This window comes from Streptosporangium sp. NPDC023825, from assembly GCF_040639575.1.
Taxonomy (GTDB): Bacteria; Actinomycetota; Actinomycetes; order Streptosporangiales; family Streptosporangiaceae; genus Streptosporangium.
This window is the reverse complement of the sequence record NZ_JBFAAE010000033.1, coordinates 1-26114: the sequence shown is the minus strand read 5'-3', so window position 1 is coordinate 26114 and position 26114 is coordinate 1. Positions and strand designations below refer to the sequence as shown.

At 71.9% G+C, this 26114-nt stretch carries 17 protein-coding genes and 2 tRNA genes; 6 read left to right on the top strand and 13 right to left on the bottom strand.

What is annotated here, in order from left to right; genetic code table 11:
• The 8 genes from AB0G15_RS25985 to AB0G15_RS25950 form a co-directional block, all read right to left on the bottom strand.
• Positions 1-1347 (bottom strand): cytochrome P450, encoded by a 1347-nt coding sequence (locus AB0G15_RS25985; RefSeq protein ID WP_362844565.1) that lies wholly within the window; start codon positions 1345-1347, stop codon positions 1-3.
• A complete protein-coding gene (locus tag AB0G15_RS25980) occupies positions 1344-7337 on the bottom strand; it encodes an SDR family oxidoreductase (RefSeq protein WP_362844563.1) in 5994 nt (1997 codons plus the stop codon). Before AB0G15_RS25980 ends, AB0G15_RS25985 begins: the two co-directional genes overlap by 4 nt.
• A gap of 6 nt (positions 7338-7343) precedes the next feature.
• Positions 7344-8747 carry an acyltransferase domain-containing protein gene (locus tag AB0G15_RS25975; protein WP_362844560.1) on the bottom strand — a complete coding sequence of 468 codons (1404 nt, stop codon included), beginning with the start codon at positions 8745-8747 and terminating at the stop codon, positions 7344-7346.
• Between the two features lie 26 nt (positions 8748-8773).
• The gene (locus AB0G15_RS25970; RefSeq protein ID WP_362844558.1) at positions 8774-9295 is read right to left on the bottom strand and encodes a PaaI family thioesterase; all 522 of its coding nucleotides are present in this window, start codon (positions 9293-9295) and stop codon (positions 8774-8776) included.
• The gene (locus AB0G15_RS25965; protein ID WP_362844555.1) at positions 9292-9432 is read right to left on the bottom strand and encodes a hypothetical protein; all 141 of its coding nucleotides are present in this window, start codon (positions 9430-9432) and stop codon (positions 9292-9294) included. Before AB0G15_RS25965 ends, AB0G15_RS25970 begins: the two co-directional genes overlap by 4 nt.
• A 377-nt stretch (positions 9433-9809) precedes the next feature.
• Positions 9810-10637, bottom strand: coding sequence for an AfsR/SARP family transcriptional regulator (locus AB0G15_RS25960; RefSeq protein ID WP_362844553.1), 828 nt, complete (start codon positions 10635-10637; stop codon positions 9810-9812).
• Between the two features lie 200 nt (positions 10638-10837).
• On the bottom strand, positions 10838-12988 hold the full coding sequence (locus tag AB0G15_RS25955; protein ID WP_362844550.1) for a BTAD domain-containing putative transcriptional regulator: 2151 nt from the start codon (positions 12986-12988) through the stop codon (positions 10838-10840).
• 275 nt (positions 12989-13263) lie between these two features.
• Entirely contained in the window at positions 13264-13551 is a 288-nt protein-coding gene (locus AB0G15_RS25950; protein WP_362844547.1) for a hypothetical protein, read from the bottom strand.
• A 460-nt stretch (positions 13552-14011) separates the two neighbouring features.
• On the opposite strand from AB0G15_RS25950, the gene AB0G15_RS25945 reads away from it, so the two are divergent.
• From AB0G15_RS25945 to AB0G15_RS25935, 3 genes are all read left to right on the top strand, one after another.
• Positions 14012-15454: a HAMP domain-containing sensor histidine kinase gene (locus AB0G15_RS25945; RefSeq protein WP_362844545.1), complete on the top strand. Its 1443-nt coding sequence runs from the start codon at positions 14012-14014 to the stop codon at positions 15452-15454.
• Positions 15455-15719: 265 nt separating this feature from the next.
• The gene (locus tag AB0G15_RS25940) at positions 15720-17573 is read left to right on the top strand and encodes an ABC transporter ATP-binding protein (protein ID WP_362844543.1); all 1854 of its coding nucleotides are present in this window, start codon (positions 15720-15722) and stop codon (positions 17571-17573) included.
• 201 nt (positions 17574-17774) lie between these two features.
• Entirely contained in the window at positions 17775-19463 is a 1689-nt protein-coding gene (locus tag AB0G15_RS25935; protein ID WP_362844540.1) for a PQQ-dependent sugar dehydrogenase, read from the top strand.
• 91 nt (positions 19464-19554) lie between these two features.
• Here the strand turns inward: AB0G15_RS25935 and AB0G15_RS25930 are convergent, their stop codons facing one another.
• The 3 genes from AB0G15_RS25930 to AB0G15_RS25920 form a co-directional block, all read right to left on the bottom strand.
• Entirely contained in the window at positions 19555-20172 is a 618-nt protein-coding gene (locus tag AB0G15_RS25930) for a response regulator transcription factor (RefSeq protein ID WP_362675822.1), read from the bottom strand.
• 61 nt (positions 20173-20233) lie between these two features.
• The gene (locus AB0G15_RS25925; protein WP_362844538.1) at positions 20234-21487 is read right to left on the bottom strand and encodes a histidine kinase; all 1254 of its coding nucleotides are present in this window, start codon (positions 21485-21487) and stop codon (positions 20234-20236) included.
• A gap of 54 nt (positions 21488-21541) precedes the next feature.
• The gene (locus AB0G15_RS25920) at positions 21542-22753 is read right to left on the bottom strand and encodes a lipase (protein ID WP_362844535.1); all 1212 of its coding nucleotides are present in this window, start codon (positions 22751-22753) and stop codon (positions 21542-21544) included.
• A 452-nt stretch (positions 22754-23205) separates the two neighbouring features.
• Here AB0G15_RS25920 and AB0G15_RS25915 point away from each other — a divergent pair.
• Positions 23206-23286 (top strand) — tRNA-Tyr (locus AB0G15_RS25915).
• A gap of 2 nt (positions 23287-23288) precedes the next feature.
• A tRNA-Glu gene (locus tag AB0G15_RS25910) sits at positions 23289-23362 on the top strand.
• 116 nt (positions 23363-23478) lie between these two features.
• Here the strand turns inward: AB0G15_RS25910 and AB0G15_RS25905 are convergent.
• Both AB0G15_RS25905 and AB0G15_RS25900 read right to left on the bottom strand, forming a co-directional pair.
• Positions 23479-23865 carry a VOC family protein gene (locus AB0G15_RS25905; RefSeq protein ID WP_362844533.1) on the bottom strand — a complete coding sequence of 129 codons (387 nt, stop codon included), beginning with the start codon at positions 23863-23865 and terminating at the stop codon, positions 23479-23481.
• Positions 23862-24155, bottom strand: a complete 294-nt coding sequence (locus AB0G15_RS25900) for a metalloregulator ArsR/SmtB family transcription factor (RefSeq protein ID WP_362844530.1) — start codon at positions 24153-24155, stop codon at positions 23862-23864. Before AB0G15_RS25900 ends, AB0G15_RS25905 begins: the two co-directional genes overlap by 4 nt.
• Before the next feature lie 845 nt (positions 24156-25000).
• On the opposite strand from AB0G15_RS25900, the gene AB0G15_RS25895 reads away from it, so the two are divergent.
• Positions 25001-26086, top strand: coding sequence for a LacI family DNA-binding transcriptional regulator (locus AB0G15_RS25895; protein ID WP_362844527.1), 1086 nt, complete (start codon positions 25001-25003; stop codon positions 26084-26086).
• Positions 26087-26114: the final 28 nt, after the last annotated feature.

Here is a 26114-nt window from a genome sequence, read left to right as displayed (position 1 = left end):
TCACGCCTCCCTCTTGACGAGCCGTATGCGGATGCCGCGCGCCGGTCTCAGGGACACCAGGCCGACCGGCGTCACCTGCTGGGCGGGGACGAGGCTCAGGTGGTAGCGGCGGACGAGCATCGCGACGGTGAACTGGATCTCCAGCAGCGCCATGTAGTAGCCGACGCAGCGCCGCGCCCCGCCGCCGAAGGGAAGGTAGGTGTACCGGGCCGGGCCGCGGCCGGCCGGGCAGAACCGCTCGGGGTCGAACGCCTCGGGGTTCTCCCAGGCGCCGGGGTCGCGGTGGGCGGCGTAGGGCGGGATGAGCAGGGTCGTCCCCGCGGGGATGTGGTGGCCGCCGATGACGTCGTCCTCGACCACGTCGCGCGGGAACACCCAGATCGGCGGGTGCAGCCGCAGCGACTCGTCGACCACCTGGCGCAGGTACGGCAGGCCGGGCAGGTCGCCGGGCGTCGGTGCCCGGTCTCCGAGCACCGAGTCGAGCTCGGCCTCGAGCTTGCGGCGCACGTCGGTGTGCTGGGCGACAGAGTAGAGGGTCCACGCCAGGGCGCAGCCCGTCGTCTCGTGCCCGGCCATGAACAGGGTCTTGAGCTCGGCCCTGATCTGCCGGTCCGGCCACGGCCGCCCCGTCTCCGCGTCGGTGGCCTTGAGCAGCGCGCTGACCAGGTCGTCCGGATCGCCGCCGCCGGCGCGGTGCAGGGCGATCACGTCGTCCATCACCCCGTTGAGCACGGCCTGGTGGCGCCTCAGGTCACGGCGGTACCTCGTCGGCACCCACCGCGGCAGCATCTGGCTGACCTCACCGGTGAGGATCATGGCCTTGAGCGAGAAGCGGACCGCCGGTGCCAGCTCGGCGTACCTGTCACGCAGGTCGACGCCGAAGAGCATCCGGCTGAGCACGCCCATCGCCAGCCACATCATCTCGTCGACGAGTTCGATCTCCTCCCCGCGCTCGGCCGGTCCCTCCCAGCGGGCGATCAGCTCCTCCGCGCACGAGGTGATCACGCCCGACGCGCCGTGCAGCCAGGCCCGCTGGAAGAACGGCTGGCTGACGTCGCGGCGCGCCCTCCACTCGGCGCCGTCCGTGGTCAGCATGCCGCGGCCCATGAAGAGGTTGAAGCCCTGGTAGAAGCGGCCACGCCGGTAGTTGTCCGTGTTGTCCTGCAGGACGTGCTTGATGAACTCCGGCCCGGTCAGCTGGTGGACCAGGTACGGGCCGAGCCGCACGCGGGCGATGCCCCCGTACCCCTGCAGTTCGGTGATCAGGCTCAGCGAGTCGCGCTTGAAGCTGCTGAGCGCGCCCATCAGGTGGCGACCTTCCGGCCCTGGCGCGGGAGGTGCGGTCATCGTCCATCTCCTGCAATGGCCGCGAGGGCCGAGTCGGGGGTGTGGAACTCTCCGGTGTCCACGCTCAGGTAGCCGAGGACGGTGGCGGTGATGTCCTTGATCTGCGCCACCACCCTCCCGTCGGGTCTGGCGGCCACGAAGCGGTTCTCCACCGGGCCGTCCGTCTCCAGGGCGAACCCGGCCGGCGTCGCGTAGAGCTCGATCGGCCCCGAGCCGGCCAGCGACAGGTCGTTGGCCTGCTGGTAGAGGTCGATGCGGCGGATGGACAGGGGAGCGGCCACCGGCACCAGGTGCCCGCCGATCAGGTTCAGCACGCCCATGCGGGCCATGCCGTCCAGGAGCAGGCTCGGCATCGCGAAGCGGGACCACACCGGGTCGTCCCGCCGGAGGGACGGCGCGAACCTGGCGCGCTTGCCCCTCGGGTGCAGCCGGGTGCCGGCGGTGGTGACGAACGGCCCGGTGAGCAGGACGGGGGCGTTCGGCACGTGGTACGGGTCGGGAACGGCCACCTCCGCGGCGTCGGGCGCCCACGGGGTGATCCGCGGCGTCACGCCGAAGGTCGCCGCCAGCAGGACGCGCGCGCTGAAGTGGACGCTGCCGGTGCTCAGGACGACCCCGCCCGGGGCGACGACGTCGGTGACCAGCCGCACGTCGACCGTGACGAGGTCCCCGGTCGCGTGCGCGACACGGGCGTGGATCCGTTTGGGGACGGGGTCCACGTTCTCGAAGATCCGCAGGAACCTCTCGAAGCGGAGGTCGGTGAAGCCGATGACCTGCAGGCCGGGCCGCAGGGACCGCGCGGCCTCCGCGGCGATCTCGGTGATGAACGTGCCGGGCAGGGTGGGGTGCCCGTTGACGGCGTGGTGCCGCAGATAGCCGTCGCTCGACAGGTCGAACCGGCACTCGTAGGTCACCGCGTCGCTCTCCCGCGCCACGAGCCGGCGCAGGTAGAAGGGAGAGGAGCTCTCCGGCCCGGCGAAGAACGCGGGGTAGAACTCCCCGACCGTGCGCCGCTCCGCCTCGCCCAGGTAGACGACGTGCGCCTCCGGCGTGCCGGTGTGCAGCTCGCGGACGAAGTGGTGGACGCCCTCGGCCGCCGTCATGGGCGTGTAGAAGCCGCGCCGCTCGTAGTAGTCGCTGACCAGGGGTGAGGCGCCCATGCCGACGCCGCCCCACAGCGTCCAGGCAAGCGTGACCTCGGCGGCGCCCTCGGCGGCCGCCGCGTAGGCGGACGCGGCGGCCAGGTGGTCGTTCCCCGAGGCGTAGTCGGCCTCGCCGCGCTGGCCGAAGAAGCCCAGGAGCGAGCCGAAGCTGCACCACAGGCCGGGCGGCCGCCCGGCGAGGGCGCGCTTGAGGTTGCGGTGCGAGACCAGCTTCAGGTCACGAACGGCTTTGAAGGTGCCGAAGTCCTTGTCGGGCATCAGCGCCGACCCGTTGCGCCCGGCGGCGTTGACGAGCAGGTCGATGTCCCCGCCGTCCGCCAGGACGGTGCCGACGGCCGCGCGGACCGCGTCCGGGTCGGTCACGTCGCAGGTCAGGTAGCGCACCCGGTCCGGCCCGCAGTGCTCGATCATGACGTCGAGGTTGCCGCGCGCGGCCCGGGCGTCGGCCATCCGGTCGTACTCCCGGCTGAGCACCCCGACGGGCGTGCCGGGGCGGGCGCCGAGCTGGGCACGCAGGTAGGCCTTCCGTCCCGCGGCGAACTCCTCCTCGCTCGCCTCGAACACCTCGGGCGGGTAGTCGTCGATCGGGTTGCTCCCCACCAGGTAGAGCCTCGGCCTGAACCGCTCGGCGAGCGCCTTCATCAGCTCGGCGGTGATCCCCTTGGCGCCGCCGACGGCCAGGACGACCGAATCCTCGGTGAGCCGGACGGCGGTCCCGTCGCCCACCTCGGCCGGCCGCTCGACCAGGGTGAACACGCGGCGTTCCCCGTCGACGTCGAAGACCACGGGCAGCGCGCGCCCCGTGCCCGACTCTCGCTCCGCCGCCCGCACCGCCGTACGGACGTCCCGGGTGCCGGTGGCGAGCATGAAGCGGGCCGAGTCCGGCGACTCCAGATGGGCGACCTTCGTCAGCCCGGAGAACAGGCCGGTGTAGGGGTGCGGCACGCCGCCGGGCACCGCGCCGAGCAGCACCGTCGTGACGGAGGCCGCCGGGCAGCGGCGCAACACCAGGAAGGTGAGCTCGTGGAGCGCCTCCAGGCCGGGCGCGCCGGCGGCGACGCATTCGGCGGGCGGCGCGGAGGCCGTCAGATCGGCCAGCACCCGCACGTGCGAGGGGATCCGCTCGCCCAGGACGGCGTCGACGGCCTCGGCGGTGACCTCGGCGAGATGGTGCCACCCCGGCCGGGGCGCCGTGAGGGGGGCGCAGGACACCACGCGCGCGCCGGCGGGCAGGAAGGAGAGGCTCTCGGCGAGTTCCGGCCGGTCGACGAGCACCAGGACTCCGTCGGGAAGGAAGGGCTCGCACTCCCCCGTCACGGACGCGGGCGCCGCCACCAGTTCCGGCACGTGCCGTCGCACCTCCACGGCGGCGCCGGGGGCGTACCGCTCCGGGTCGGAGAACCCGGCGGCGAGCACGGGCTCCGCGTCCCGTACGGCGAGCACAGGTTCCGCGTCCCGTACGGCGGGCGTCAGGTGGACGGCGGGTGCCCCCGGCTCGCCGGAGCAGGCGATGCGCACGGCGGCGGCGTCGGCGGAGTGCAGCGCGCGCAGGATCGCCATGCCCCCGGAGGCGCCGAGGTAGCGGGCGTTGTCCGGCGCGCCCGCACCGCAGTCCACATCGGTGCGGGCGTCTGCCCGGCCGTCGACGGACCCGCCGGCCGAGGCGTCTGCCCGGCCGTCCACGGATCCGCCGGCCGCGGCGCCCGCCCGGTCCTCGGCAGGGCCGCCGGTCGAGGTGTCGATCCAGCCGAGGACCGGCAGGCCCGCCTCGGCCGCCACCCGCTCACGGGTGATCGCGAACAGGAAGGCCCCTTCCGCGGCCACCGGCTCCCCCGCGCCCGCGAACTCGCGGGCCAGCAGGGGCAGCAGCTCCGGGAGGTTGTTGCCGTTGATGCCGCCGACCAGCGCCAGGTCGACGTCCCCGGTGCGCAGGTAGCGGCAGGCGACGTCGAAGGAGGACAGCGCGGAGGCCAGGCCGGAGTCGATCACCAGGTTGGGGCCGTGGAAGCCGAAGTAGTTCGCCACGCGCGCGGAGACGATGTTGGGCATCATGCCCGGGAAGGAGTCCTCGTTGGCGGGCGGGATGAGCCGGCCCATGTCCTCGCGCAGGCCGTCGACCAGCGCCGGGAGCAACGCGGAGGAGACCAGGCGGGGGTTGGCCGACAGGGTGCGGCCGATGCTGTCGAGATAGCACCGGTTGGCGTAGAGCATGCCCGCGCGGGTGGGCCCGAGGTGCCCGACGAACACCGCGGTGCGCTCGGACAGGTCCGTCCAGGCTCCGCCCAGCTGCGCCTGGAGCTGGTGGCCGCATTCGAGGACCATGAGCTGGCAGCGGTCGATGGTCCGCACCGTGCGCGGGGGCAGGCGCACCTTCTCGAATCCCGGCACGGGGTAGACGTCGCCGAAGCTCGCGTCGGGACCCGCGCCGTCACCGCGCAGCCAGGCTGTCACCGCGTCCCGGCCGGGCAGTCCCGGCAGGTGTGCCGCCCAGCCCACGATCGCGAGACGATCGCGGTCCGCGCGCGGGGCGGGAACCGTCCTCGCGGCGGCGGGGGGCGGCTCGTCGACGACCAGGTGGGCGTTGGTGCCGCCGAAACCGAATCCGGAGACCGCCAGCGCGCGCCTGCGGCCGGGGCGCGCGGGCCAGCGCCGCGCCTCGGTGGGGATGTACAGGCCGGACTCCTCGATCCTGAAGTCCTCGGGGGGCGCGGTGAAGCGGAACTGCGGCGCGATCGTCTCGTGGCGCATGCCCAGCGCGCCCTCGATCACCGACACCAGACCGGCCGCCCACCCCGTGTGCCCGACCAGGGACTTGTTGGAGGTGACCGCGCAGGTCCTGTCGCCGTGGTAGCCGCGCAGCGTGGTGAACTCGGCCAGATCCCCGGCCGGGGTGCCGGTCGCGTGCGCGATGATCCAGTCCACGCCGTCCGGTCGCGCCCGCTCCATGGCCAGGGCCTGGCCGTCGGGGTTGGGCGCGTAGACCGCCTTGCCCTTGCCGTCGGAGGAGGTGCCGATCGTCCTGATGATCCCGTGAATCCGGTCGCCGTCCGCGCGGGCCCGGCTGAGGCGCTTCAGCACGACCACGGCGGCGCCGTCGGCGAAGATGACGCCGTCCGCGTCGGCGTCCAGCGCGCGCACCTCTCCCCGCTTGGAAAGGCCCTGCAGCTTGGAGAAGAGAACGGTGCCGCGAGGCCCCAGCGCGAAGGCTCCCCCGCACACCGCCACGTCGGCGTCGCCGGCGAGCAGCGTCTTGGCCTCGATGTCCACCGCGTAGAGGGAGGAGGAGCAGGCCGTGTCCACCATCTGCAGCCTGGTCTCCGGCGGGAGCACCCCTTCCACGGCCAGCCGCCCCACCTGGTACGGCAGGAAGCGCGACGGATCCGCTCCGGCGCCCCGGCGGTAGCGTCCGGCGAGCGTGCCGTCGAGCTCCTCGAGCAGGCTCTCGCGCTCCGCGTCCGCCAGGTCCAGGCCCGCGAGCAGCCGCTCGGCCCTGGCGGCCACCGCGGCCAGGACTCCCGCCTCCTCCAGGTGCTGGTTGCCGTCGGGGGTGTAGCCGATGCTGCACGAGAACCGGTCGCCCGGCCGGGTGGTGACCTCCCGCATCGCCTGCACCATCGAGTGGCGCAGCCACGCCGTGGTGAGCTCGTGCTCCTCGGCGCCGCCGGTCTCGTCGAAGGTGCCGGGGCCGGGCTGGAAGCCGGTGATGAAGACACAGCGGTCCTGGTACGACTTGTCCTCGGCCGCGAGGTCGTCGGAGTGGAACTCCTCACTGGCCCAGCGGTCGGCCGGCACCGGTACGAACAGCTCCTCACCGTCGAGCCGGAGCCGCCAGTACTCCTCGGGGCTGTTGGCGCCCGCCACCGCCAGGCCCATGCCGACGATGGCGACGCCGTCCGGCTCGTCCCGCACGACGCCGCCCGGCTCATCCCCCACGGCACCGTCCAGCTCATCCCCCACGGCACCGTCCAGCTCATCCCCCACGGCACCGTCCAGCTCATCCCGCACGGCACCGCCCGGCTCGCCTTCCGCGACCGGTTCCACCGGCGGCGCGGCGAGCATGCTCGTCCCGAGGGACAGACCGCCGTCGGCCAGGACGACCTGACCGGTCATCCAGCGGGACTGCTCACCCGCCAGGAAGGCCACGACCTCGGCGAACTCCTCGGGCGTGCCGAGGCGGCCCATCGGCGTCGCGCGCCTGACGGCCTCCTGCATCCGTGCCGCGTCGGGGAACCGATCGGCCACCTCGCTGACCAGCATGGCGGCCGAGGCGGTGTTCACGCGGATGTTGCGCGGGGCGTACTCCGCCGCCAGATACCGGGTCAGCGCCTCCATCGCCGCCTTGGCCGGCGCGCAGGCGAAGTAGTTGGCCATGACGAACTGGGCACCGCCGAGGGCCGAGACGTTCACGATCGACCCGCGGCCCCGCCGTTCCATCAGCGGCAGCGCGTGGCGGGCGCACTCCAGCGCCCCCTTGACGTTGGTGTCCCAGCCCCTGTCGAGGTGCTCCGCCGTCACCTCGGCGAGCGGCAGCAGTGCTCCGGAGGCCGCGTTGTTCACCAGGATGTCGAGGCCGCCGTGACGTTCCCCGATCGTGGCGAACATGCGCTCGACCTGCTCGGGCCTGGCCACGGAGGCTCTGACCAGGTCAACCGGGTACCCGGCGGCGGTCAGTTCCGCCCTCGTCGCCTCGGCCTGCTCCCGGGCGTGGAAGTAGTTCACGATCACGTGCGCGCCACGCCTGGCCAGCTCGGTCACGATGGCCTTGCCGACGTTCCTGGCGCCCCCGGTGACCAGCGCCACCTTGCCGTTCAGCTCTCCCATGGACATGGCCGCTCAACGCCCGGCCGTGGCGTGCTCGTCCAGCATGGAGCGCACGTAGCCGATGACCTTGCCCATGGTGGCGACCTCGTCCAGCCGGAAGTTTCCCGGCCTGGCGGGCAGTCCGTACCTTTCCGAGACCCGGGCGAGGAGCTCCACCTGCTTGACGGAGTCGATGCCGAGCTCTGCCTCGAGAAGGACGTCGTCGGTGAACACCTCCACCGGGTATTCGAGGGCCTCGGCGTACAGCTCGCGGAGCTCGTCGCCGAGGTCGGCCGTCGAGTCCGACTCCGGGGCGGGATCGGCCGGGCCGTACTGGGCGAACTCCTGGCGGATCCGGTCGAGGATGGCGCCGCCCCGCTCCGCCCAGAACGCGGTGAGCCGCTCGGGGTCCGCGTCGGGCAGCAGGCCGCCGGGCATGACCGGAGCCGCGCCCAGCAGGCCCAGACCGCGCAGCCGCGCGGCGGCGCTGTCGACCGACTGGTCCGCGTCGCCCACACCGGGCACCACGACGGGGTCCGTTTCGGCGAGGTTGCGCCTGACGAGCTTGCCGAGTACGCCGAGCGCGCCGCACTCCACGAACGTGCGCACCCCGTCGGCGTGCAGGGCGCGCACCGCGTCGGCGAAACGCACCGGCTCCACGAGGTGGGCGGCCAGCACGCCGCCCAGGTCCTCGTCCCGCCCGTAGTAGCGTCCGGAGATCGCCGAGTAGACCGGCAGGCTCGGTGCGCGCGCCGGGATCCTCCTGACCGCGGCGGCGAAGGGAGCGACCGCCCCCCGCAGGAGCGGGGAGTGGAACGGCACCGCGGAGTCCAGCCTGCCGAACGAGACGTTCAGCGACCCGGCGACCTGCCGGAGGAGGTCCATCGCCGTCTCCGACCCGGACACCACGCTCTGCGCCGGATGGTTCTCGGCCGCCACCGCCAGCGACCCGTCGGCGATGAGGTCGATGAGCAGCCGCGCGCGGGCGGGGTCCGCGGACAGCGCCGCCATGTAACCCCCGCGCAGGTCGAGGCTCTCCACCGCCCGCACCCGCTGCCAGATCACCCGGGCGCCGTCGGCGACCGTGTAGACGTCCGCGCACGCCAGCGCCGCGATCTCGCCCAGGCTGTGGCCGGCCAGCGTGTCGGGCCGCCAGCCCAGCTCGGAGAGGGCGCGGAAGACCGCCACGTCCACGCCGTAGACCGCCAGTTGCGAGACCCAGTGGTCATCGGCCAGCAGCCCCGCCATGGTCGCCGGTTCACTGCCGAGGACAATCTCCGACAGTTTGCGACCGCCCTCCGGGGCGGTCACCGTGTCGATCTCCGCGAAGACGGCACCGATGGCCGGATAGCGCTCCGCGGCGGCGAGCAGTGCCCTGCCGTCGAAGGCGCCCTGTCCGGGGAAAAGCCCGGCCGATTTCGCCGCGCGACCCTTCATCGTGACTCAACTCCCCTGGTTGGTTCTCACCGTTGGTTGCCGCTGTTCGGCGGTCGCAGAATCAGGCAGGTGGTCGTGGCGTGCGCGCACAGGTCACCGGAGGCGTCGGTGACCCTGCATTCGGCGGTGGCCGTCCTGCCGCCCAGATGGATGACCGAGGCGAGGCATCGGAGCGTCCCGGAGTGCACGCTCACCTGGCGGACGAAGTTGCTCTTGACCTCGAGCGTCGAGTAGAGCACTCCGGCCGCCAGCATCGTGTGGACCGCGCAGCCCATGACCGTGTCCATCAACGTGACGAGCACGCCCCCGTGCACGCCGCCGAACGGGTTGTAGTGGTACTCGGCGGGTTTCATGACGCCGATCGCGTGCCCCTCCGCCACCTCCGTGAGGCGGAAGTTCATCAACGAGCACGCGGGCGGCGGCGGCAGTTTCCCCTCGATCAGCGCGTTCATGCAGTCCAGACCGCTCATCGAGAGCCCTTCGCGGGCGAGGACGCCGGGGTCCTCCCAGGAGATGACGTGCTCGCGAGCGCCTGCCGCCCGGCTCATCGCCCGCTCTCCCCCGGTGCGTGGCCGACCTCCGGGTCGGCGCCGAGGAAGGCGCCGCCTTCGGCGATCGGGTTGCCGGCGACCCGGAGACCGGTCCCGCCGGTCGCCGCCGTTTTTCCGGAAAGTCGCAGATCCATTTTCCGCTTCTCCTATGGATTGGATCCGAGTTCCACCTGTGTGGATGATTCCGAAAATATCGGCCGCCAATAACCTGGCACTCATTTGTGATTCACGGGCCATTCATCGCCCGTCAACTCGGGCCGGTGACCTCGCGGTCCACGAGGTTCTTCCGTCGAGACGGGGCGGCGGGAGTCACCGCGCGCACCGGCGGGGAACGCCCGGCGAAGACGGGACCACGCGCAGAGGTGGTCGGTCAGGGTCCGGACCCTGTGGCGGCGGGGCCCCACGTGGCGATCACCGGCTCTCCCGCGCGATCCGGGGACGCCGGCGAACCGCGAGCGAGCCAGGCCGGGTGTTCCCGTGTCGCCCCGCCTTCCGGCGGACGCCGCCGGCGTCAGCCGGTGTGGGCCAGTCCGGGCCTCGCGGCCCTGACCTCCGTGACGTCAAGCTCGGGCAGGCCGGCGAGCATCGCCTGGTGCAGCTCGCGTACCGTGGCGGAGGGCTCGATGCCGAGCTCGCGGACGAGCGTGGTCCGCAGCCGGCGGTAGGCCGCCAGCGCGTCGCCGCAGCGTCCCGAGCGGTACAAAGCGATCATGAAGTGCCTGCAGAGGCTCTCGTTGTCCGGGTGCTGCCGGACGAGGACGGTGAGCTCGCTGAGCACCTCCTGGTGCCGGCCCAGATGCAGGTCCGCCTCGATGCGCCGCACCAGGGCGCAGAGCCTGGCCTCCTCCAGCCGCTCGATCTCCAGTCGCAGGATCGAACCGACGCAGATGTCGGCGAGCGCCGGCCCCCTCCACAGGGCGAGCGCCGACCGCAGCTTCCGCGAGGCCACCACGTGGTCCCCGGAGTCCATGGCCCGGTAACCGGCGAAGGCCTGGCGCTCGAACTCCCACATGTCCACCGACCCGCCCGCGGGGGCCAGCAGGTAACCCCCGGGCCGGGTGATCAGCACATCCTTGGGACTGCGACGGTGAAGCTGGCCGGACTGCAACAGCGCGGCCCTGACATGGCTGCGGATGTGGGCGATATACGTCTGCAGCGTTGTCTGAAAGCTCGGCGGAGGCGCATCCCCCCACAGTTCTTTCACCAGGGTCGCGGCCGGAATGACACGATCGGCGCGCGTGGCGAGCATGGCGAGAACCTGGCGCGGTTTTGCCGCCGTCGGAATGAAGGATATCCCCGCCTCACATGCCGAAAGCGTGCCGAGCACAGCGATCTTCATTCGACTCCCCTACTACCCTGGACCCCGGCCTTTCCCGCCTTGTTCACTCCTTGGTAAGTGGAGGCCAGGTTGGTCGCGATTGTCAACAGCATCGAATTCGGAATCGGCCGGCCGTCCCACCGGTCGCCGAGGACCGTGATCGGGACCGGGCCGTTCCGGACACGGGGCGGGGGCGGCGCTCCCCGGGCGCGGGTCGCGCTTCAGCTGTACGGCGCGCTGCGCAGCAGGCTGCCGCGCAGCCAGCTCCGCGAATCGACCGCGTCGTTCCGTGTCGCGAACTGCAGGAACTCCTCCGCCCGCGACGAGGCGGTCTCCACGGCGGGGTCCATGGTGATCGTGGTGAATCGTCGCTTGCCGCCGCCCCATCCGGGGCGGCGGGTGAACAGGTCGGGGCGGGCGGTGGCTATCACCAGCAGGGACACCGGCTCCATGTGGTCGGCGAGGTCGTGAACGAAGTCGAGCACGACGTCGTCGGCCCGGTGCAGATCCTCCACGATCATCACCAGGGGGCAGTTCCGGGCGATCTCCCCGAAGAACCGCAGCGCGGCGGCCCGTGACTCGCCGACGGCGCAGGGTGGCTCCCGCTCCGTCTCCGCCGCCACGAGCGGGCCCAGCAGGGAAAGCAGCCTGTTGGACTTCTGCTCGCCCGCCGTGAGGTGCCACGGCGCCCTGGCGACCCTGTCTCCCGCCGTCCTCGCCGGATCTCCCCGCATGAGACCGCCGACCGAGGCCAGTATCGCCTCCTGGATGGCCAGCACGTTGTCCCTGGCGAAAAGCGGCGCGTGGCCGATCAGGAACTGCGTCCGCTCCGGCTGCCCCATGACCCGGCGCTCGAACTCCATGATCAGGTGGCTCTTGCCGATGTTGGCCTCGCCCAGCAACGTCACGACGTGCGGCGCCCGGCGGTGCCGTACCCGTTCGAGCAGGCCGAGCAGGACGCTCAGCTCGAGCTCGTGATCGGCGACGGACGTCATGGGCGTCATGGGCGCCACGGGGCGCGGATCCGCCGCCTCGAGCCGCCATCGCGCGGGCGACTCGCCGACCGCCGTGTAGGTCATCGTCGCGGCGGTGGCCCGTCTGGTCTCGTCACACGCCCAGATCTCACCGGGCGGGACGAGGGACAGCAGGGAGTCGCACTCGTCCAGCAGGGGCCCGTCGGCCGAGAGCAGGGCACCGGTTCCGTTCGGGTCGTAGCGGACGATCGCCTCCCCCGTGGTCACCGCCGCCTGGACGGTGACCCGTGGCGTGGACGGGCCGTTCCCGTCGTCCGCACCGGAAACCGCGTCGAGACCGCCGCGGATCGCCGCGGCGGCGCGCACCGCGTGCCGGACGTCCACCGCACGGTCCCCGGTGGCTCCGAACAGCGCCAGCGTCACCGATCCGATGGAGGCGACCGTGGTCCCGTCCATCGAGGCGACGACGTCCTTGATCAAGCCGGTGAGGCCCTCGCGCACCCGGTGCCTGTCACCGAGCTCGGGCTGGGCGCGGACCAGCAGGACGCTCACCTGGCGGCACTCAGTCGCCGGCCCCGCGGGCGGGGGTGGGGGCGGAGCCGGGGGCGAGGTGTCCACCGTGGTCAGCGTGATCGGCTCCGCCTGCGGTTGCGTGTCGGGAAGATCCAGTCCGGCGTCCTGGGCGAGGATGGCCTGCTGCAGCACCTGCAGCTCCCGGCAGGGCTCGAGCCCGAGATCCTCGACGAGGGCGGAGCGCACGCGGCTGTAGACGTTCAGCGCGTCGGCCTGGCGACCGCACCGGTACAGGGCCAGCATGAGCTGGCCGCACAGGCGCTCGCGCAGGGGCTCCGTCCGGACCATCGCCGTCAACGCGCCCAGCACGGACTGGTGACGGCCGCAGGCGAGCTCCGCCTCGAAGCAGTCCTCCGTCGCGTCCAGCCTGGCGTTCTGCGCGGCGGTGATCTCGGGCCAGGTGATGCCCGCCTCGACCAGGTCGGCCAGCACGGACCCCTGCCACAGCGAGAGGGCCTCGCGCAGCCGTACGGCCGCCGCGGCGGCCGAGCCGGCGGCCAGTTCGGCCCGCCCCTCCGACACCCACCGGTTGAACAGGTAGAGGTCGATCTCGTCGGTGTTCACGCGGAGCATGTATCCGGGTGGCTGGGTCAGCAACTCCACGGACTCGTCGGCGTAGGCGCGCGAACAGAGTGCTCCGCGCAGGCTCCACACCGCGTTCTGCAGGATCTTCCGCGCCGTCGCCGGAGGCTCCAGCGACCACAGCGCCTCCATCAGCTGGCTGACGGGCACGGCCCTGTTCGCGTGAAACAGCAGGAACGCCAGAGTCGCTCGTTGCTTGATGCCCCCCAACACGAGCCGCTGATCGCCGTCGACGGCCTCCAACGGGCCTAGCATGTGAAACCGCATCGCTTCCCCCAGACAAAGGGCCACACCCCGGTTCCCCACATGGATGTTCGCCGTGAGCGGACCTGGTGCCGTGACCAACCCCCTACTGATTGCTTTTGGTGCGCTTTGCCCTCATATTTCCCTACGCCGCTGACCCCGGCCTGACTCCGTCCTGATCTCCCCCCGCCGAGAGCGGACACGCGGACGGCCCGGGCCTCGTCGCCCCGCGCCGTGGCACGGTCCACTGTGGGCGACGCGTCCTTTGGCTGACGTCAGATGATGTGCCTCAGCAGGGCGGCGGCCGCGGGCGAGGGCGCCCGGCGAGGCCGGGCGACCATGATCTTCCAGCTCGGCCCGTGCCGGGCGAACCGGTGCGTGATCAGGTCCGGGAACCGGGCGGCGATCGGCTCCGGCATGCCGCGGGCACCCGGATCGTGGCGGACGGGTTCGGCCGCCGCGAGAACGTCGTTCGCCCCGAACACGGTGTCACGCTCGCGGAAGGCCGCCCGGAGGGCCCGGCCGGCCGGATGACGGATCGCCCGCCCGGGCGGGAAGTCCACCGGCGGCCACCAGGACGAAGATCCTGCCCGCCTCGCGGTGGCCCAGCCGGCGTTCCCGGTCCGGTCCGCCTGGGGGAAGTAATCGGATCGCCTGAAAGCGGTAGGCCACAGGGAGATTCATTGAAGGTTTTGCACCAACCCGCACTCCACATTGTCATGACTTTTCCGTTTCTTCAGATGATCGACTTAAGATGACCCTTATTGGCGCTCACCAAGGATGCCGATTTACCTGGGCAACATGCCGGTCTTGCCGTGGACAGAGGTGATGACGCTGTACTCCCGATGCCGACCTCTCACGACCGTCCATCCGTTTCGGACGTTTCATCCGGCCGGACACCGCCCGCCGGCGCGACCGCGCCGGTACCGGCCCGGCGATCGCCCGAGAAACGGCCCGGGGCCGTCAGGACCCGCGACACTGAGCGCTCATCAATCAAGTGCTCCCCGTTTCAGGGAGTGAAAAATGAGCGTCAAACACTCCATTTCACTTATAACGCGTATCACCCTGTTCACCGCTGCAACGGCGGCCCTGCTGTGCACGCTGGTGGCCACAGTGCTCATGATCGCCATCCATCGTTTCAGTACGGAGTCGCTCACCGCGGAGATCGTCGCGGATGGCGGCCGGGTGGCCATGCAGGTGGAGAGCGGCAAGGTAGCCTACCCCCTTGCCCGGAACCCGTTCCGCCACATCCAGGTCGTCGACTCGCAGAACCGGGTCGTCGTCTCGACCCCGAACATGCGCGGCAAGCCGCGCATGGCGACGTTCACCCCCGGCAACAGGGCCGCCGCCAGCTCCGTCGTGTGCGGCGGGGCCTTTCCTCCTGGCGAATGCGACATCGTGGTCGCGCAGTGGGCCTACCGGGAGGGCGGGAACTGGATCGTCTACTGCGCCACCCCCACGCTTCCCCTGTGGGTCGATCCGCGGCTGGCCGGGCTGGTCGGCGGGGCCGCGGTGGTGCTCACCGCGGCCATCACCTACCTCGGCCGCCGGATCGCCGCCGCGTCCCTCAAGCCGGTGACCGCCATCCGGGCGGAACTCGACGAGATCAACGAGACCTCCCTCAGCCGCCGGGCGCCCGTGCCGCCCAGCGACGACGAGATCCATGACCTGGCCGTCAGCATCAACCACACGCTGAACCGCCTGCAAACCGCGGTGGAGCAGCAGCGCCAGTTCGCCTCGGACGCCTCCCACGACCTGCGCAGCCCCATCGCCGCCATCCGCGCCGAGGTGGAGGACGCCCTGCGCGCGCCCCAGGAGACCAGTGTGACCAAGCTCGGGCGCACCGTTCTGGGCAGCATGGAGCGGCTGCAGGCGATCGTGCACGACCTGCTGACCATCGCGCGGCTGGACGCGGGGGGCCCGGGCGCCCACGACGAGATCGACCTGGCCGAACTCGTCGCCGCGGAGTGCCGGATGCGCCACCACATGAGAAACAGCTGTGAGTTCTCCCTGGAGCCCGGCGTGGTGGTGATCGGTGACCGGCTGCGGATGGGCCGCCTCCTCACCAACCTCATCGACAACGCCGAACGGCACGCCGACAGCAAGATCGTCATCAATGTGCGGCGGGCGCCGGGCGACGACCGGCGATTTCCGCACGGCATCGCGGTGCTGGAGGTGATCGACGACGGGCCGGGCATCGATCCGGACAAGCGGGAGCTGGTCTTCCAGCGGTTCGCCCGGCTGGACACCGCCCGCAACAGGGACGCCGGAGGCACCGGGCTGGGCCTGCCGATCGCCCGGCAGATCGCCGAGACGAGCGGAGGCACCCTGCGGGTCGAGGACAGCCCCCGCGGCGCGCGTTTCGTGCTCCGCCTCCCGCTTCACGAGGACGCCGCGCTCACCCCACCTCGAGGCCCCGGCCTGCCGCTGAGGAGCGCGTCACCAGGTACGCATGAGGCGGCATGACGGGAAACGCATGCTATTCGAGTGACGTCAGACCTGGAAATGCAGATATGACATGAAATGCCCCCTTCGGGGGACGTCAGGCCTGGCGATAATGCCGATCGGCCACCCGCGATATACCCGGCGTGACCCGGCGGGGAATTTCCCCCGTGTCCAGCCCGGGAACCGCGCGCCTCACCCGTCCCGCTCCCGGGAAAATCATTCGCCTCCTCCACCCGCCCTGCGCGACCATTGCCGTAATCACGGTTGCTCAGAGGGGCGGATGACCATGCCGGAATCACTCGATTCCCCCGGAGACAAACCGTCCCCCCGCAGGTCGGCCGTTCTGCTGGCGCTGCGCTATTACAACGAGGAGCTGCTGGTTCAGTGGCGGATCGCCGCGCCCGCGCTGATCCTGCCGGCGCTGGGCAACACCTGCCTGTTCTATCTCGCGCCGCTGGCGGTGGGCGCGATCGTGGGGCGGCTGGCCGGCGGCGGGGACGCCACCGTCGCCGCGCTCATGCCGTACGTGCTCGGCTTCGGGGCGGTGCTGCTCGCGGGCGAGATCCTGTGGCGGGTGGGCATCCACTTCCTGAACCGTACGGACGCCCGGGGCATCGAGCATCTCGGTGTGAAGGGCATGGACGAGTTGCTCGCCAAGGACGCCGCGTTCTTTCACGACAACTTCGCCGGTTCGCTGACCAAACGGGTGCTGAGCTTCTCCGGCGGGTTCGAGAGCTTCGTGGACACGCTCACGTTCTCGATCATCGCCAAGCTGGTGCCGCTGGCGTTCGCCTCGGTGGTGCTGTGGCGATACCACCCGCTGCTGGTCTTCGTGCTCGTGGGCCTCATCGTCGTCACCTGTTTCCTCGTCGCCCCGCTCATCCGCCGCCGCCAGAGGCTGGTGGACCGGCGTGAGGCCGCCAAGGTACGGGTGTCCGGGCACGTCGCCGACGTGCTGGCCAACATGGAGACGGTCCGCGCGTTCGCCGCCGAGGGCCGCGAGGCCGCGCAGCACCGGGCCCAGGTCGCCGAGCAGCGCAGGCTGACGCTCCGCTCCTGGGACTACGGCAACCTCCGGGTGGACACCGTCATCGCACCGCTGTCGATCCTCACCAGCACCGTCGGCCTGCTGCTCGCCGTCACCCTCCGCGGCGGCCTGGGCGTGGAGGCGATCGTGGTGACGTTCAGCTACTACTCGACCTCGATCGGCATCATGTTCGAGTTCAACCAGATCTACCGCCGCATGGAGAGCGTGCTCACCGAGTCCGCCCAGTTCACCGAGCTTCTCCTCACGCCGCCGGGAGTGACCGACCCGGACGACCCCCAACCGCTGCGCCCCGCCGACGCCGGCGTGCGGTTCGAGCGGGTGACGTTCGCGCACGCCGGCGCTCCACCCCTGTTCGACGGCTTGGACCTGCACATCCCCACCGGCACCAAGCTGGGCCTGGTCGGCCGGTCCGGCGGCGGCAAGACCACCCTCACCCGGCTGCTGCTGCGCCTCATGGACATCGAGGGCGGCCGGATCCTGATCGGCGGCCAGGACATCGCCAGGCTCCGCCAGGCGGACCTGCGCAGCCTGATCGCCTACGTCCCCCAGGAGCCCGCCCTGTTCCATCGGTCGTTGCGCGACAACATCGCCTTCGCCCGGCCGGGTGCCACCGACGCCGAGATCCACCGGGTCGCGCGGGCGGCGCACGTCACGGAGTTCGCCGAGGTCCTGCCGGACGGCTTCGACACGCTCGTCGGGGAGCGCGGCGTCAAGCTCTCCGGCGGCCAGCGGCAGCGCGTCGCCCTCGCCCGCGCGATCCTGCGCGACGCGCCGATCCTGCTGCTGGACGAGGCCACGAGCGCGCTGGACTCCGAAAGCGAGACCCTCGTCCAGGAGGCCCTGTGGGGCCTGATGCGCGACCGCACCGCCCTCGTGGTCGCGCACCGGCTGAGCACCGTCGTCCGCATGGACAACCTGGTGGTGCTCGACCAGGGCCGCGTCGTGGAACAGGGCGATCACCACGAACTCCTGCGGGCCCAGGGGCCGTACGCCCGTCTGTGGCACCACCAGTCCGGCGGCTTCCTCCTCGAGGAGGACACCTCCGGCGCCGCCCTCCTCGAGGAGGACACCTCCGGCGCCGTCCACCGCTGACCCGCGGGCGCCCCGGCCCCCTGCGGTCCCGCGGAATCCATCCGCAACTTTCGCCCTGGACATGAAAGTTTCACCCTCGCGGTGTCGTCCTCCCAGATCGTCAGGACGGGCCGACCGCGGTGTTTGAGGTTGCGCGGCCCGCGTGCCTACGGTGCTGGCACCCGCACAGTGATCCGGCCATGGAGTCCCGAGGAGTCCAGCATGCGCGCCCGCGTCGTCCCGGCCCTGATTCTGGCGCTGCTCGCGCTGGTCGTCACCGCTCCCGAGGCCCGCGCCCAGGTGGTGGGCGGCTTCGACTTCTCCCGGGCGCAGGTCTCCGTCACGGGCCTTCAGGTGCCCTGGGGCCTGGCGTTCCTGCCGGACGGCAGCGCGCTGGTGTCCGAACGCAACACCGCACGCATCCTGCGGGTGCGGCCGGGCCAGACGCCCACCGCGGTCGCCACCGTCAGCGGGGTGAGCGCCTCGGGTGAGAGCGGCCTGCTCGGCATCGCCGTGTCGCCCTCCTACGCCCAGGACGGCTGGGTGTACGCGTACTTCACCAGCACCGCCGGGGACAACCGCCTGGTCAGGCTGCAACTGACCGCACCTCAGACGCAGACGGTGATCTTCTCCGGGGTGCCGGGCAACACCTTCCACGACGGCGGCCGCATCGCCTTCGGACCGGACGGCATGCTCTACGTGGCGACCGGCGACGCCGGCAACACCGCCAACGCGCAGAACCTCAACAGCCTCGCCGGGAAGATCCTGCGCATGACGCCCACCGGCGGCGTGCCCGCCGACAATCCGATCGCGGGCTCCCGCGTCTGGACCTACGGCCACCGCAACGTCCAGGGCCTGGCCTGGGACTCCCAGGGCAGGATGTACGCCGCCGAACTGGGGCAGAACACCCGGGACGAGATCAACCAGATCGTCGCGGGCGCCAACTACGGCTGGCCGACGTGCGAGGGCACCTGCACCAACCCCTCCTTCCGCAACCCGATCGTCACGTGGACCACCGCCGAGGCGTCGCCGAGCGGGCTGGCCTGGGCCAACGACACGCTCTTCGTCGCCGCGCTGCGCGGCCAGCGGCTCTGGACGGTGCCGCTGACCGGCGCCGGCACGCCCGGCACGCCGCTGGCCGAGTTCCAGTCCGCCTACGGGCGGCTCCGCACGGTCGCGGTCGGGCCGGACGGCTGGCTCTGGGTGGCGACCAGCAACCGGGACGGCCGCGGCACCCCGGTGGCGCAGGACGACCGCATCGTCCGCGTCCCGCCGGCCGCCACCGGGGACGACACCACCCCGCCGACCGCGCCGGCCGGCCTCGCCGCGTCGGGGACGACCTCCACCGGCACCACCCTGGCCTGGACCGCCTCCACCGACGACGTGGGCGTGAGCGGCTATGACGTCCTGCGCGCGCCGGGCGCGTCCGGCGGCGCCTTCACCCAGGTGGGAACCTCGGCCACCACCTCCTTCGCCGAGACCGGGCTCACCGCGAGCACCACGTACCGCTACCAGGTCCGGGCCCGCGACGCGGCGGGCAACCTCTCGCCGGTGTCGGACACGGCGACGGTCACCACCCTGCCGGGCGGCGGTGGCACCGGAGGATGCTCCGTGACGGCGACCGTCCAGACGCAGTGGGGAACCGGGTACGTGACCCAGCCGGTCACGGTCACCAACACCGGCACGTCCGCGACCAGCGGCTGGACGGTGACCTTCACGCTGCCGGGCGGCCACGCCGTCACCGGCTCGTGGAACGCCACGCTCGCCGTCAGCGGGCAGACCGTCACGGCGCGGAACTCCGGGCACAACGGCGCGCTCGGCCCCGGCCAGAGCACCACCTTCGGCTTCCAGGCGAGCCGTCCGAACGGCGACACCCAGACACCGTCCGGCTACCGGTGCACGAGCCCCTGAGCCCCGGCCGCGCGGCCCGCTCCGGCCGCGGCCCCCTGCTCGCGGCAGGCCCTGCCGCGCCGGCGGCCGCCTCGAGCATCCGGGGCCGTGCTCAGATCCAGCCGTACTGGCGGGCGATGCGCGCGGCCTCGTGACGGTTCGCGGCACCGATCTTCCCGGCCGCGGAGGAAAGATAGTTCCGTACGGTGCCGGGCGACAGCGCCGCCCTGCGGGCTATCTCGTCCACCGGCGCTCCCTCGGCGGCCAGTTCCAGCACGTCGGCCTCGCGTGGGGTGAGGGGGCTGTCGCCCGCGCCGATCGCCTCGGCGGCGAGTTGCGGATCGACGTAGCGGCCGCCGCCGTGGATCGTGCGCACGACGTCGACCAGCACGGCGGCGGAGACGGTCTTCGGCAGGAAACCCCGTACCCCGGCGGAGAGCGCCCGCTTCAGGTGCCCGGGGCGGCCATGGCTTGTAACGATCATGGTGTGGCACCCGGGCACCTCCTCATGGATCATGCGTGCCACGGTCACGCCGTCCAGGTCGGGCAGTTGCAGGTCGAGCATCGCCACGTCCGGCCGGAAGACGCGGGCCATGGCGAGCGTCTCGGCGCCGGTGGCCGCCTGGGCCACCACGCTCAGGTCCTCCTCGAGGGCGAGCAGTGCCACCAGGGCACCCCGGATGAGGTGCTCGTCCTCGGCGAGCAGGATCCGGATCGGCGCGCCGCTCACCGGACGTCCTTCCACCGAGCCGGGAACCGCCCGGCGGTCATGCGCGGCGGCGCCACAGTGGTCACGGGGTCTCCTCCTGGACGGCCACGGGCAAGGGCAGCTCGGCGGTGAGACGGAACCGGTCGGGCGGCTCCCGCGTGGTGACGACACTTCCGCCGAGCGCCGCGAGACGTTCCGCCACGCCGGGAAACCCGTTGCCGATCGGCCGCCGGCCGTCGGGAGACTCCGGACCCGTCACCCCGTCGTTCTCCATGCTCAGCGTGAGCCGATCGGTGCCGCCGGTCGTCGACCGGCGCAGGGAGACCGTGCACATCCGCGCCTCGCTGTGCCGCAGCACGTTCGTCGTCCCTTCCCGCACCACCCAGCCGAGCGTGCTCTGCACCTCGGCGGACAGGCCGCGCCCGTCGCCGATCACCTGGCAGCGCACCCCGGCCGAGGCGAGCACCGACCTGGCACCGGCCAGTTCCGTGTCCAGGTCGGCGGTACGGTATCCGCGCACCACCGCGCGCATCTCGGCCAGCGATTCGTGCGCGATCCTGCTCACCTCGCGCATCTCGTCCATCGCCCCGGACCGGCCACGCTCGACCAGCCGTGCCGCGAGTTCACTCTTGAGTGCCACCACCGACAGGTTGCGGCCGATCACGTCGTGCAGGTCGCGGGCGAAGCGCAGCCGCTCCTCGGCCACCGCCAGCCGAGCGTGCGCCTTCCTGGAGTGGTCCAGCTCCCAGACGCCCTTCAGCCCCCACATCGAGACGCGGTAGGTGAGCAGCCAGGCGAGCACCAGGCTGCCCAGGCCGAGCGCGGCCGGGACGGCGACCGACACGGGAGCGCCCTCCATCCGGGACACCGCGAACTTCGTCGCCACGGCCGCCGCCAGCACGCCGGCGGTGACGGGGAGCGGCACCGCCGACGACACGGCGACGACGAACGCGATCGCGAGGACGACCACCAGGCCCGAGGCCGGGCCGTCGGGGTGACCGGGCTGCGCGTCGGGGTAGGCCACGGCCCCGGCCACCACGCCCGCGACCGTGAGCCCGGCGGCGAGGGCGATCAGCCGCACCGGCCGGGACCGACGCCCCAGATAGTGGTCCAGGCCCGCGTGAACGAGCAGCGCGCAGATGACGGCGTGCAGGGCGATGCAGGCCGCCATCACCCACCGCGCGACCGGCCCCACCGTCGGGCCGATCATGATGGAGGCCCACAGCGGTTCGAGGACGTACGCCCCGGAGAGCGAAACGCGGGTCCACAGGTCCCAGCGTTCCGCCTGGCCACGCCGGCGCCACCGCCGCGACCGCTCCGTGAGTCCGCTTCCCATCCCACCCACCCCCTCATGATCGCACCCGTTCTCGCGGGACGCTCCTACGGCCCGCTACGGCGCGAACCGCATCTCCGGCCAGCGCCTGGACGGACCGGCGAGCAACGCGCCGGGCCGCCCCAGCAGATGGCGGTCGAAGAACGCGCGAATGTAGACCCGCTGGATCAGCACCGAACGAGGGCCGTCGATTTCGCCGATCATCCCGGTGACCTGGTCCGGCGGCAGTCCCAGCGGGTGCTGCCGGAGCAGCACCTGAAGGTCGGTGAACGAGGTGTGGCCCGTACCGTCCAGCCGTAGCTCCAGCCGCCAGCCTCGCAGGCGGGCCCACAGCGCCGCCCAGCTCGGGTCGTTGCCCCGGCCGTGCTCCGAGCTTCCGACCTGCATGAACGGCCGATCCAGCCCTTCCCGCAGGACCGGCCCGAACATCGCGCCGTCCAGGTTGACGCCGGCCCTGACCCGCGAGTCCGCGTGCATGGTCGCGGCGGCGGTGGCGCCACCCAGCGAATGCCCGAACATCCCGACACGGGACAGATCAAGCACGCCGCGCAGCCCCTCGGGCACGGACCGGCGCTCGGCGTCGACGGCACGCCCGCGATTGAGCGCGGTCAACCGGTCCACGACGAAACGGGTGTCGGCGAGGCGGGCGGCCACCGCCTTGGTGGCGACGGGATCGTCGTGGTCGTCGAAGTTCGGCGGCGGTGAGCTCGCCGCGTGGATCCTCACCTGCCCGTCCGGGAATTCCACCGCTCCGGCGTCGTAGGTGTGGTCGATGGCGGCGACCACGTAACCGTGGCTGGCGAGATCCTCCACCAGGGCGGTGCCGGAGGCACGGTCGGCGCCGAAGCCGTGCGAGAAGAGCACCACCGGCAGCGGCCCCCGCCCTCGGTACACCGGCGCCCCCACTCGCCCGTGCGTGACCGGCAGGCGTACGGTTCCCGCAGGAACACCCGCCAGGACGGCCTCCGCGAGCCTGGGCGTGAGCCAGGGCGCCCGGGGGTACGCCGCCGCCTTCCGTGCCGGGTACCACAGCTGGACCATGAGCTCCCGGGACCGCATGGCGGGCACCCACGGGTCGGGCCGTGAGCGGTCGACCAGGTGGAGCGACACGGTCCCGACCCGCAGCGGGCCGGTGGGCCGCGGCAGCGTGAGCCGGACGGGTGCCACCTGACCGGCGCCGGGGCCGGGGCCGGGGCCGGCCCCGGCCGACGTCGTTCCAGCGAGTGCGGGGCGGGTGACGCCGGGGCCGGCGAACGCGGGACCGGCCACGAGCGCCACCCCCAGCGCCGACGCCAGCGCGGCGCGGCGGAGCGTCGCGACTCCTCGCCGGGACGAGCCGGCCTGCCGGGGATCCGCATCGCCCCGGTATGAAGCCGCGTCGGCCGGTCGTGGATCCGCATCGCCCCGGTATGAAGCCGCGTCGGCCGGTCGTGGATCCGCATCGCCCCGGCATGAAGCCGCATCGGCCGGTCGTGGAGCCGCGTCGGCCGGTCGGGGCCGGAGGATCGGGGAGAGTCGATCGGGCATCGTCATGATCCCAGCCTCCGGCGCCGCCCGGCCGTGCAGTAGTGCCGGTCCTCACCGGCTCGGGTGTGTCCCTCCTCGCCGGCCGATGACAAATCTCATGGGCGGCGCGGATGAGGCTCGCCTTCCGGGACCGGGCCCGCGCGCGAAAACGAGGTGAGACCGCCGGGGCTCCCTCGGTAGTCTCATCTCGACACGCAGGGGCTGAGCACATGGTGAGCTCACTCGGTTGTAACCCGGGCGCTTCGGCTGTGGCGGTTCGACTCCGTCCCCCTGCACCGCTCTCGTCGTCCAGCGGCCGAGGACACACGCCTTTCGAGGCGGCGGGCGCCGGTTCGAATCCGGCCGAGAGCACCGGCGGACCTCACCCGGTTCGAGCACGACCGAGATGCGCCTCCCCCGGCCCGGCCGGACCGCGGCGCCCGCCGGACGGCGCCGGCGCCGTCCGGCGGGCGCCGCGGAAGCGGGTCCTATCCGTGGTGCACGATCTGGATCAGGTTGCCGCAGGTGTCGTCCAGGACCGCGGTGGTGACCGGGCCCATCTCCAGCGGCTCCTGGGTGAAGCGCACCCCGAGCTCGCGCAGCCGCCCGAACTCCGCGTGCACGTCGTCCACGGCGAAGGCGGTGGCCGGGATGCCGTCCTCCACCAGTGCCGTCTTGTACGGCTTCACCGCCGGATGCTCGTCGGGCTCCAGCAGCAGCTCGGTCCCGTCGGGGTCGTCCGGCGAGACGACGGTCAGCCACCGGTGCTCGCCCAGCGGGACCTCGGTCTTCTTCACGAATCCCAGCACGTCGGTGTAGAAGCGCAGGGCCTTGTCCTGATCATCGACGAAGACGCTGGACAGGTGGATCTTCATGGGGTGCCCTCTGGTTTTTCTGGCCTGAGCCACCGGGTCACGATGTGCTCAAGCGGTTCGGTGTTCAGGTCGTGGAACTTGTAGCGGCCCTGGCGCCGCGAACGGACCAGACCCGCGGATTCCAGGACGGCCAGATGCTGACTGACCGCCTGGCGGGACAGCCCCAGGCCGTGCTTGGCCACCAGCCGCGCGCAAATCTCGAACAGGGTCTGGCCGTCCCGGTCCACCAGCTCATCGAGGATGCGCCGGCGGGTGGGATCGGACAGCGCCTTGAAGACGTCCTCCGCCACACCCCAAGCATAGGCAAGTGAAGACTTGCCTATCAAGAGGCAAGCACTGACTTGCCTGTCACGTCGGCCGTCCTCGCGTCACCCGCTCGAAGGGACGGGCTCCACCTGATGGGAGCCGTGCGCCGAACCCGAAGGGCGGCCCAACCCCGGCCGGCCGGATCCGGACGGCGTTCCTCGCCGTGAGCGGATATCTGCGCGCCGGGACGGATAGTCCCTCGACCGTGGGGCAGGGAGGCCCGCATGGTGAACCCCTTGGACATCCTGCTGGTCTTCCTGCTTCTCGCCGCGGCCGGTCTGGTCGTCCGCTCCTGGAAACGGCAACACCGCTGAAGCGACGGCGCCCCGCCCGGAGGGCAGAGGCGTCGCCAGGGCGTCGGCGGGACGCCGACCAGCAGTCCGTCGTCCCAGGAGCCATCCTGAAGCGATCGGTGAAGGGCACGGCGAATCGTGGACGGCAAGGAGCGTCGATGCCCGGCCACCTCGGGGGCTGGAGAGGGCGGCGCCGGTCCCGCTTCATACATGTGAACGCGGGCAACGCTTCGGGGTCACCCCGCACCGCGGTGTGAGTTCCGCGTAGGTTACGTAGCCGCGCACGTCCCGTCAACGCCCCTTTTCCGGCAGGTTACGATTCGGTATCGCCGGTAACTTTCCGTCTTGACACGCACCTCCCGCTCGGGCCAAAGTCGAGCAACTTCGTTGAACCGGTTCGCCTCTTCTTCCAAGACACCATTCCGCGACGGCGCCGAGCCGCGGCCGAATAGAGGCTGTTCAACGTGCCCCCCTGAAAACAGCTATGTAAAAATTCGCGGCAATGTATCGAACCGGTTCGATGATTGGAGCTGAGAGTGTCGACGATCGGAGACGTGGCCCGGGAGGCAGGGGTGAGCCGGAGCACGGCGTCATACGCGTTGTCGGGCAAGCGGCCCATCTCAGATGAGGTCCGCCGGCGCGTTCTGGCGGCGGCCGAAGCGCTGGCGTACACGCCGAACGCGGGCGCCCGGGCGCTGGCCACATCCGAGACCATGGTTCTCGGCCTGCTCGCGCAATTCCACGAGGACGAGTTCGCGCCCGCGATGCTCCAGTACATCCTGGGCGTCACCGACACGGCACGCGACCTGGGCTATGACACGCTGCTGGTCACCGAGGCCGACGGGGCGCGGGCGCTGCGGCGCATCACCGACTCGCGGATGGTGGACGGCGTCGTGCTCATGAACATCGCACAGGAGGACCCGAGACTGCCCATCCTGCGGGCCGCTCCGCAGCCGGGTGCCCTGGTCGGCCTGCCGGGCGACTGCTCCGGGCTCGACGTGTTCGACCTCGACTTCGAGGAGGCCGGCCGGGTCATGGTGGACCACCTGCACCGGCTCGGCCACCGCGAGCTGGTCCTCATCTCGCAACCCGACCACGTGGTCGAGCGCGGCGGCGCGTACGTGTGGCGGCTGCGCGACGCCGCGCTCGAACGGGCCCGGCTTCTCGGCGTCACCCTGCACGCCGTGTACGGCGAGTCGCGCCAGCCCGCCGTCGGGCGCCTGCTCAACGGGGTGCTCGACGCTCACCCCTCCGCGACGGGCCTGCTGATCAACAACGAGGCGGTCGCGGCCGCGCTGCCTTCGGTCACCTACCAGCGCGGGCTGCGTGTGCCCGAAGACCTGTCGGTCATCGGGCGCTACTCGGCCGAGTTCGCCGCGACCTTCTCCCTGCCCTATTCCTTCATCGAGAGCGCGCCCGACCGCCTCGGTTCCATGGCGGTGCGACAGCTCGTGCGCCGCGTGGAATCCCCGGCGGCGCGCAACGAGCCGTTCGTCGTGCGCTTCATCTCCCCAGAGCTGGTGTCCCTGAAGAGCACCGCACCCCCCCGGGGGGGGGGGGGGGGGGGGGGCCCCCCCCCCCCCCCCCCCCCGCCCCCCGGTGGGGCGTACACCAGGTTATAGAGAATTACCCGGCCACGCAAAACACCCC

Coding starts and splice junctions, on each gene's coding strand:
- AB0G15_RS25985 (WP_362844565.1), bottom strand. CDS start 1,347: ATGACCGCACCTCCCGCGCCAGGGCCGGAAGGTCGCCACCTGATGGGC.
- AB0G15_RS25980 (WP_362844563.1), bottom strand. CDS start 7,337: ATGTCCATGGGAGAGCTGAACGGCAAGGTGGCGCTGGTCACCGGGGGC.
- AB0G15_RS25975 (WP_362844560.1), bottom strand. CDS start 8,747: ATGAAGGGTCGCGCGGCGAAATCGGCCGGGCTTTTCCCCGGACAGGGC.
- AB0G15_RS25970 (WP_362844558.1), bottom strand. CDS start 9,295: ATGAGCCGGGCGGCAGGCGCTCGCGAGCACGTCATCTCCTGGGAGGAC.
- AB0G15_RS25965 (WP_362844555.1), bottom strand. CDS start 9,432: ATGGATCTGCGACTTTCCGGAAAAACGGCGGCGACCGGCGGGACCGGT.
- AB0G15_RS25960 (WP_362844553.1), bottom strand. CDS start 10,637: ATGAAGATCGCTGTGCTCGGCACGCTTTCGGCATGTGAGGCGGGGATA.
- AB0G15_RS25945 (WP_362844545.1), top strand. CDS start 14,012: ATGAGCGTCAAACACTCCATTTCACTTATAACGCGTATCACCCTGTTC.
- AB0G15_RS25940 (WP_362844543.1), top strand. CDS start 15,720: ATGCCGGAATCACTCGATTCCCCCGGAGACAAACCGTCCCCCCGCAGG.
- AB0G15_RS25935 (WP_362844540.1), top strand. CDS start 17,775: ATGCGCGCCCGCGTCGTCCCGGCCCTGATTCTGGCGCTGCTCGCGCTG.
- AB0G15_RS25925 (WP_362844538.1), bottom strand. CDS start 21,487: ATGGGAAGCGGACTCACGGAGCGGTCGCGGCGGTGGCGCCGGCGTGGC.
- AB0G15_RS25905 (WP_362844533.1), bottom strand. CDS start 23,865: ATGAAGATCCACCTGTCCAGCGTCTTCGTCGATGATCAGGACAAGGCC.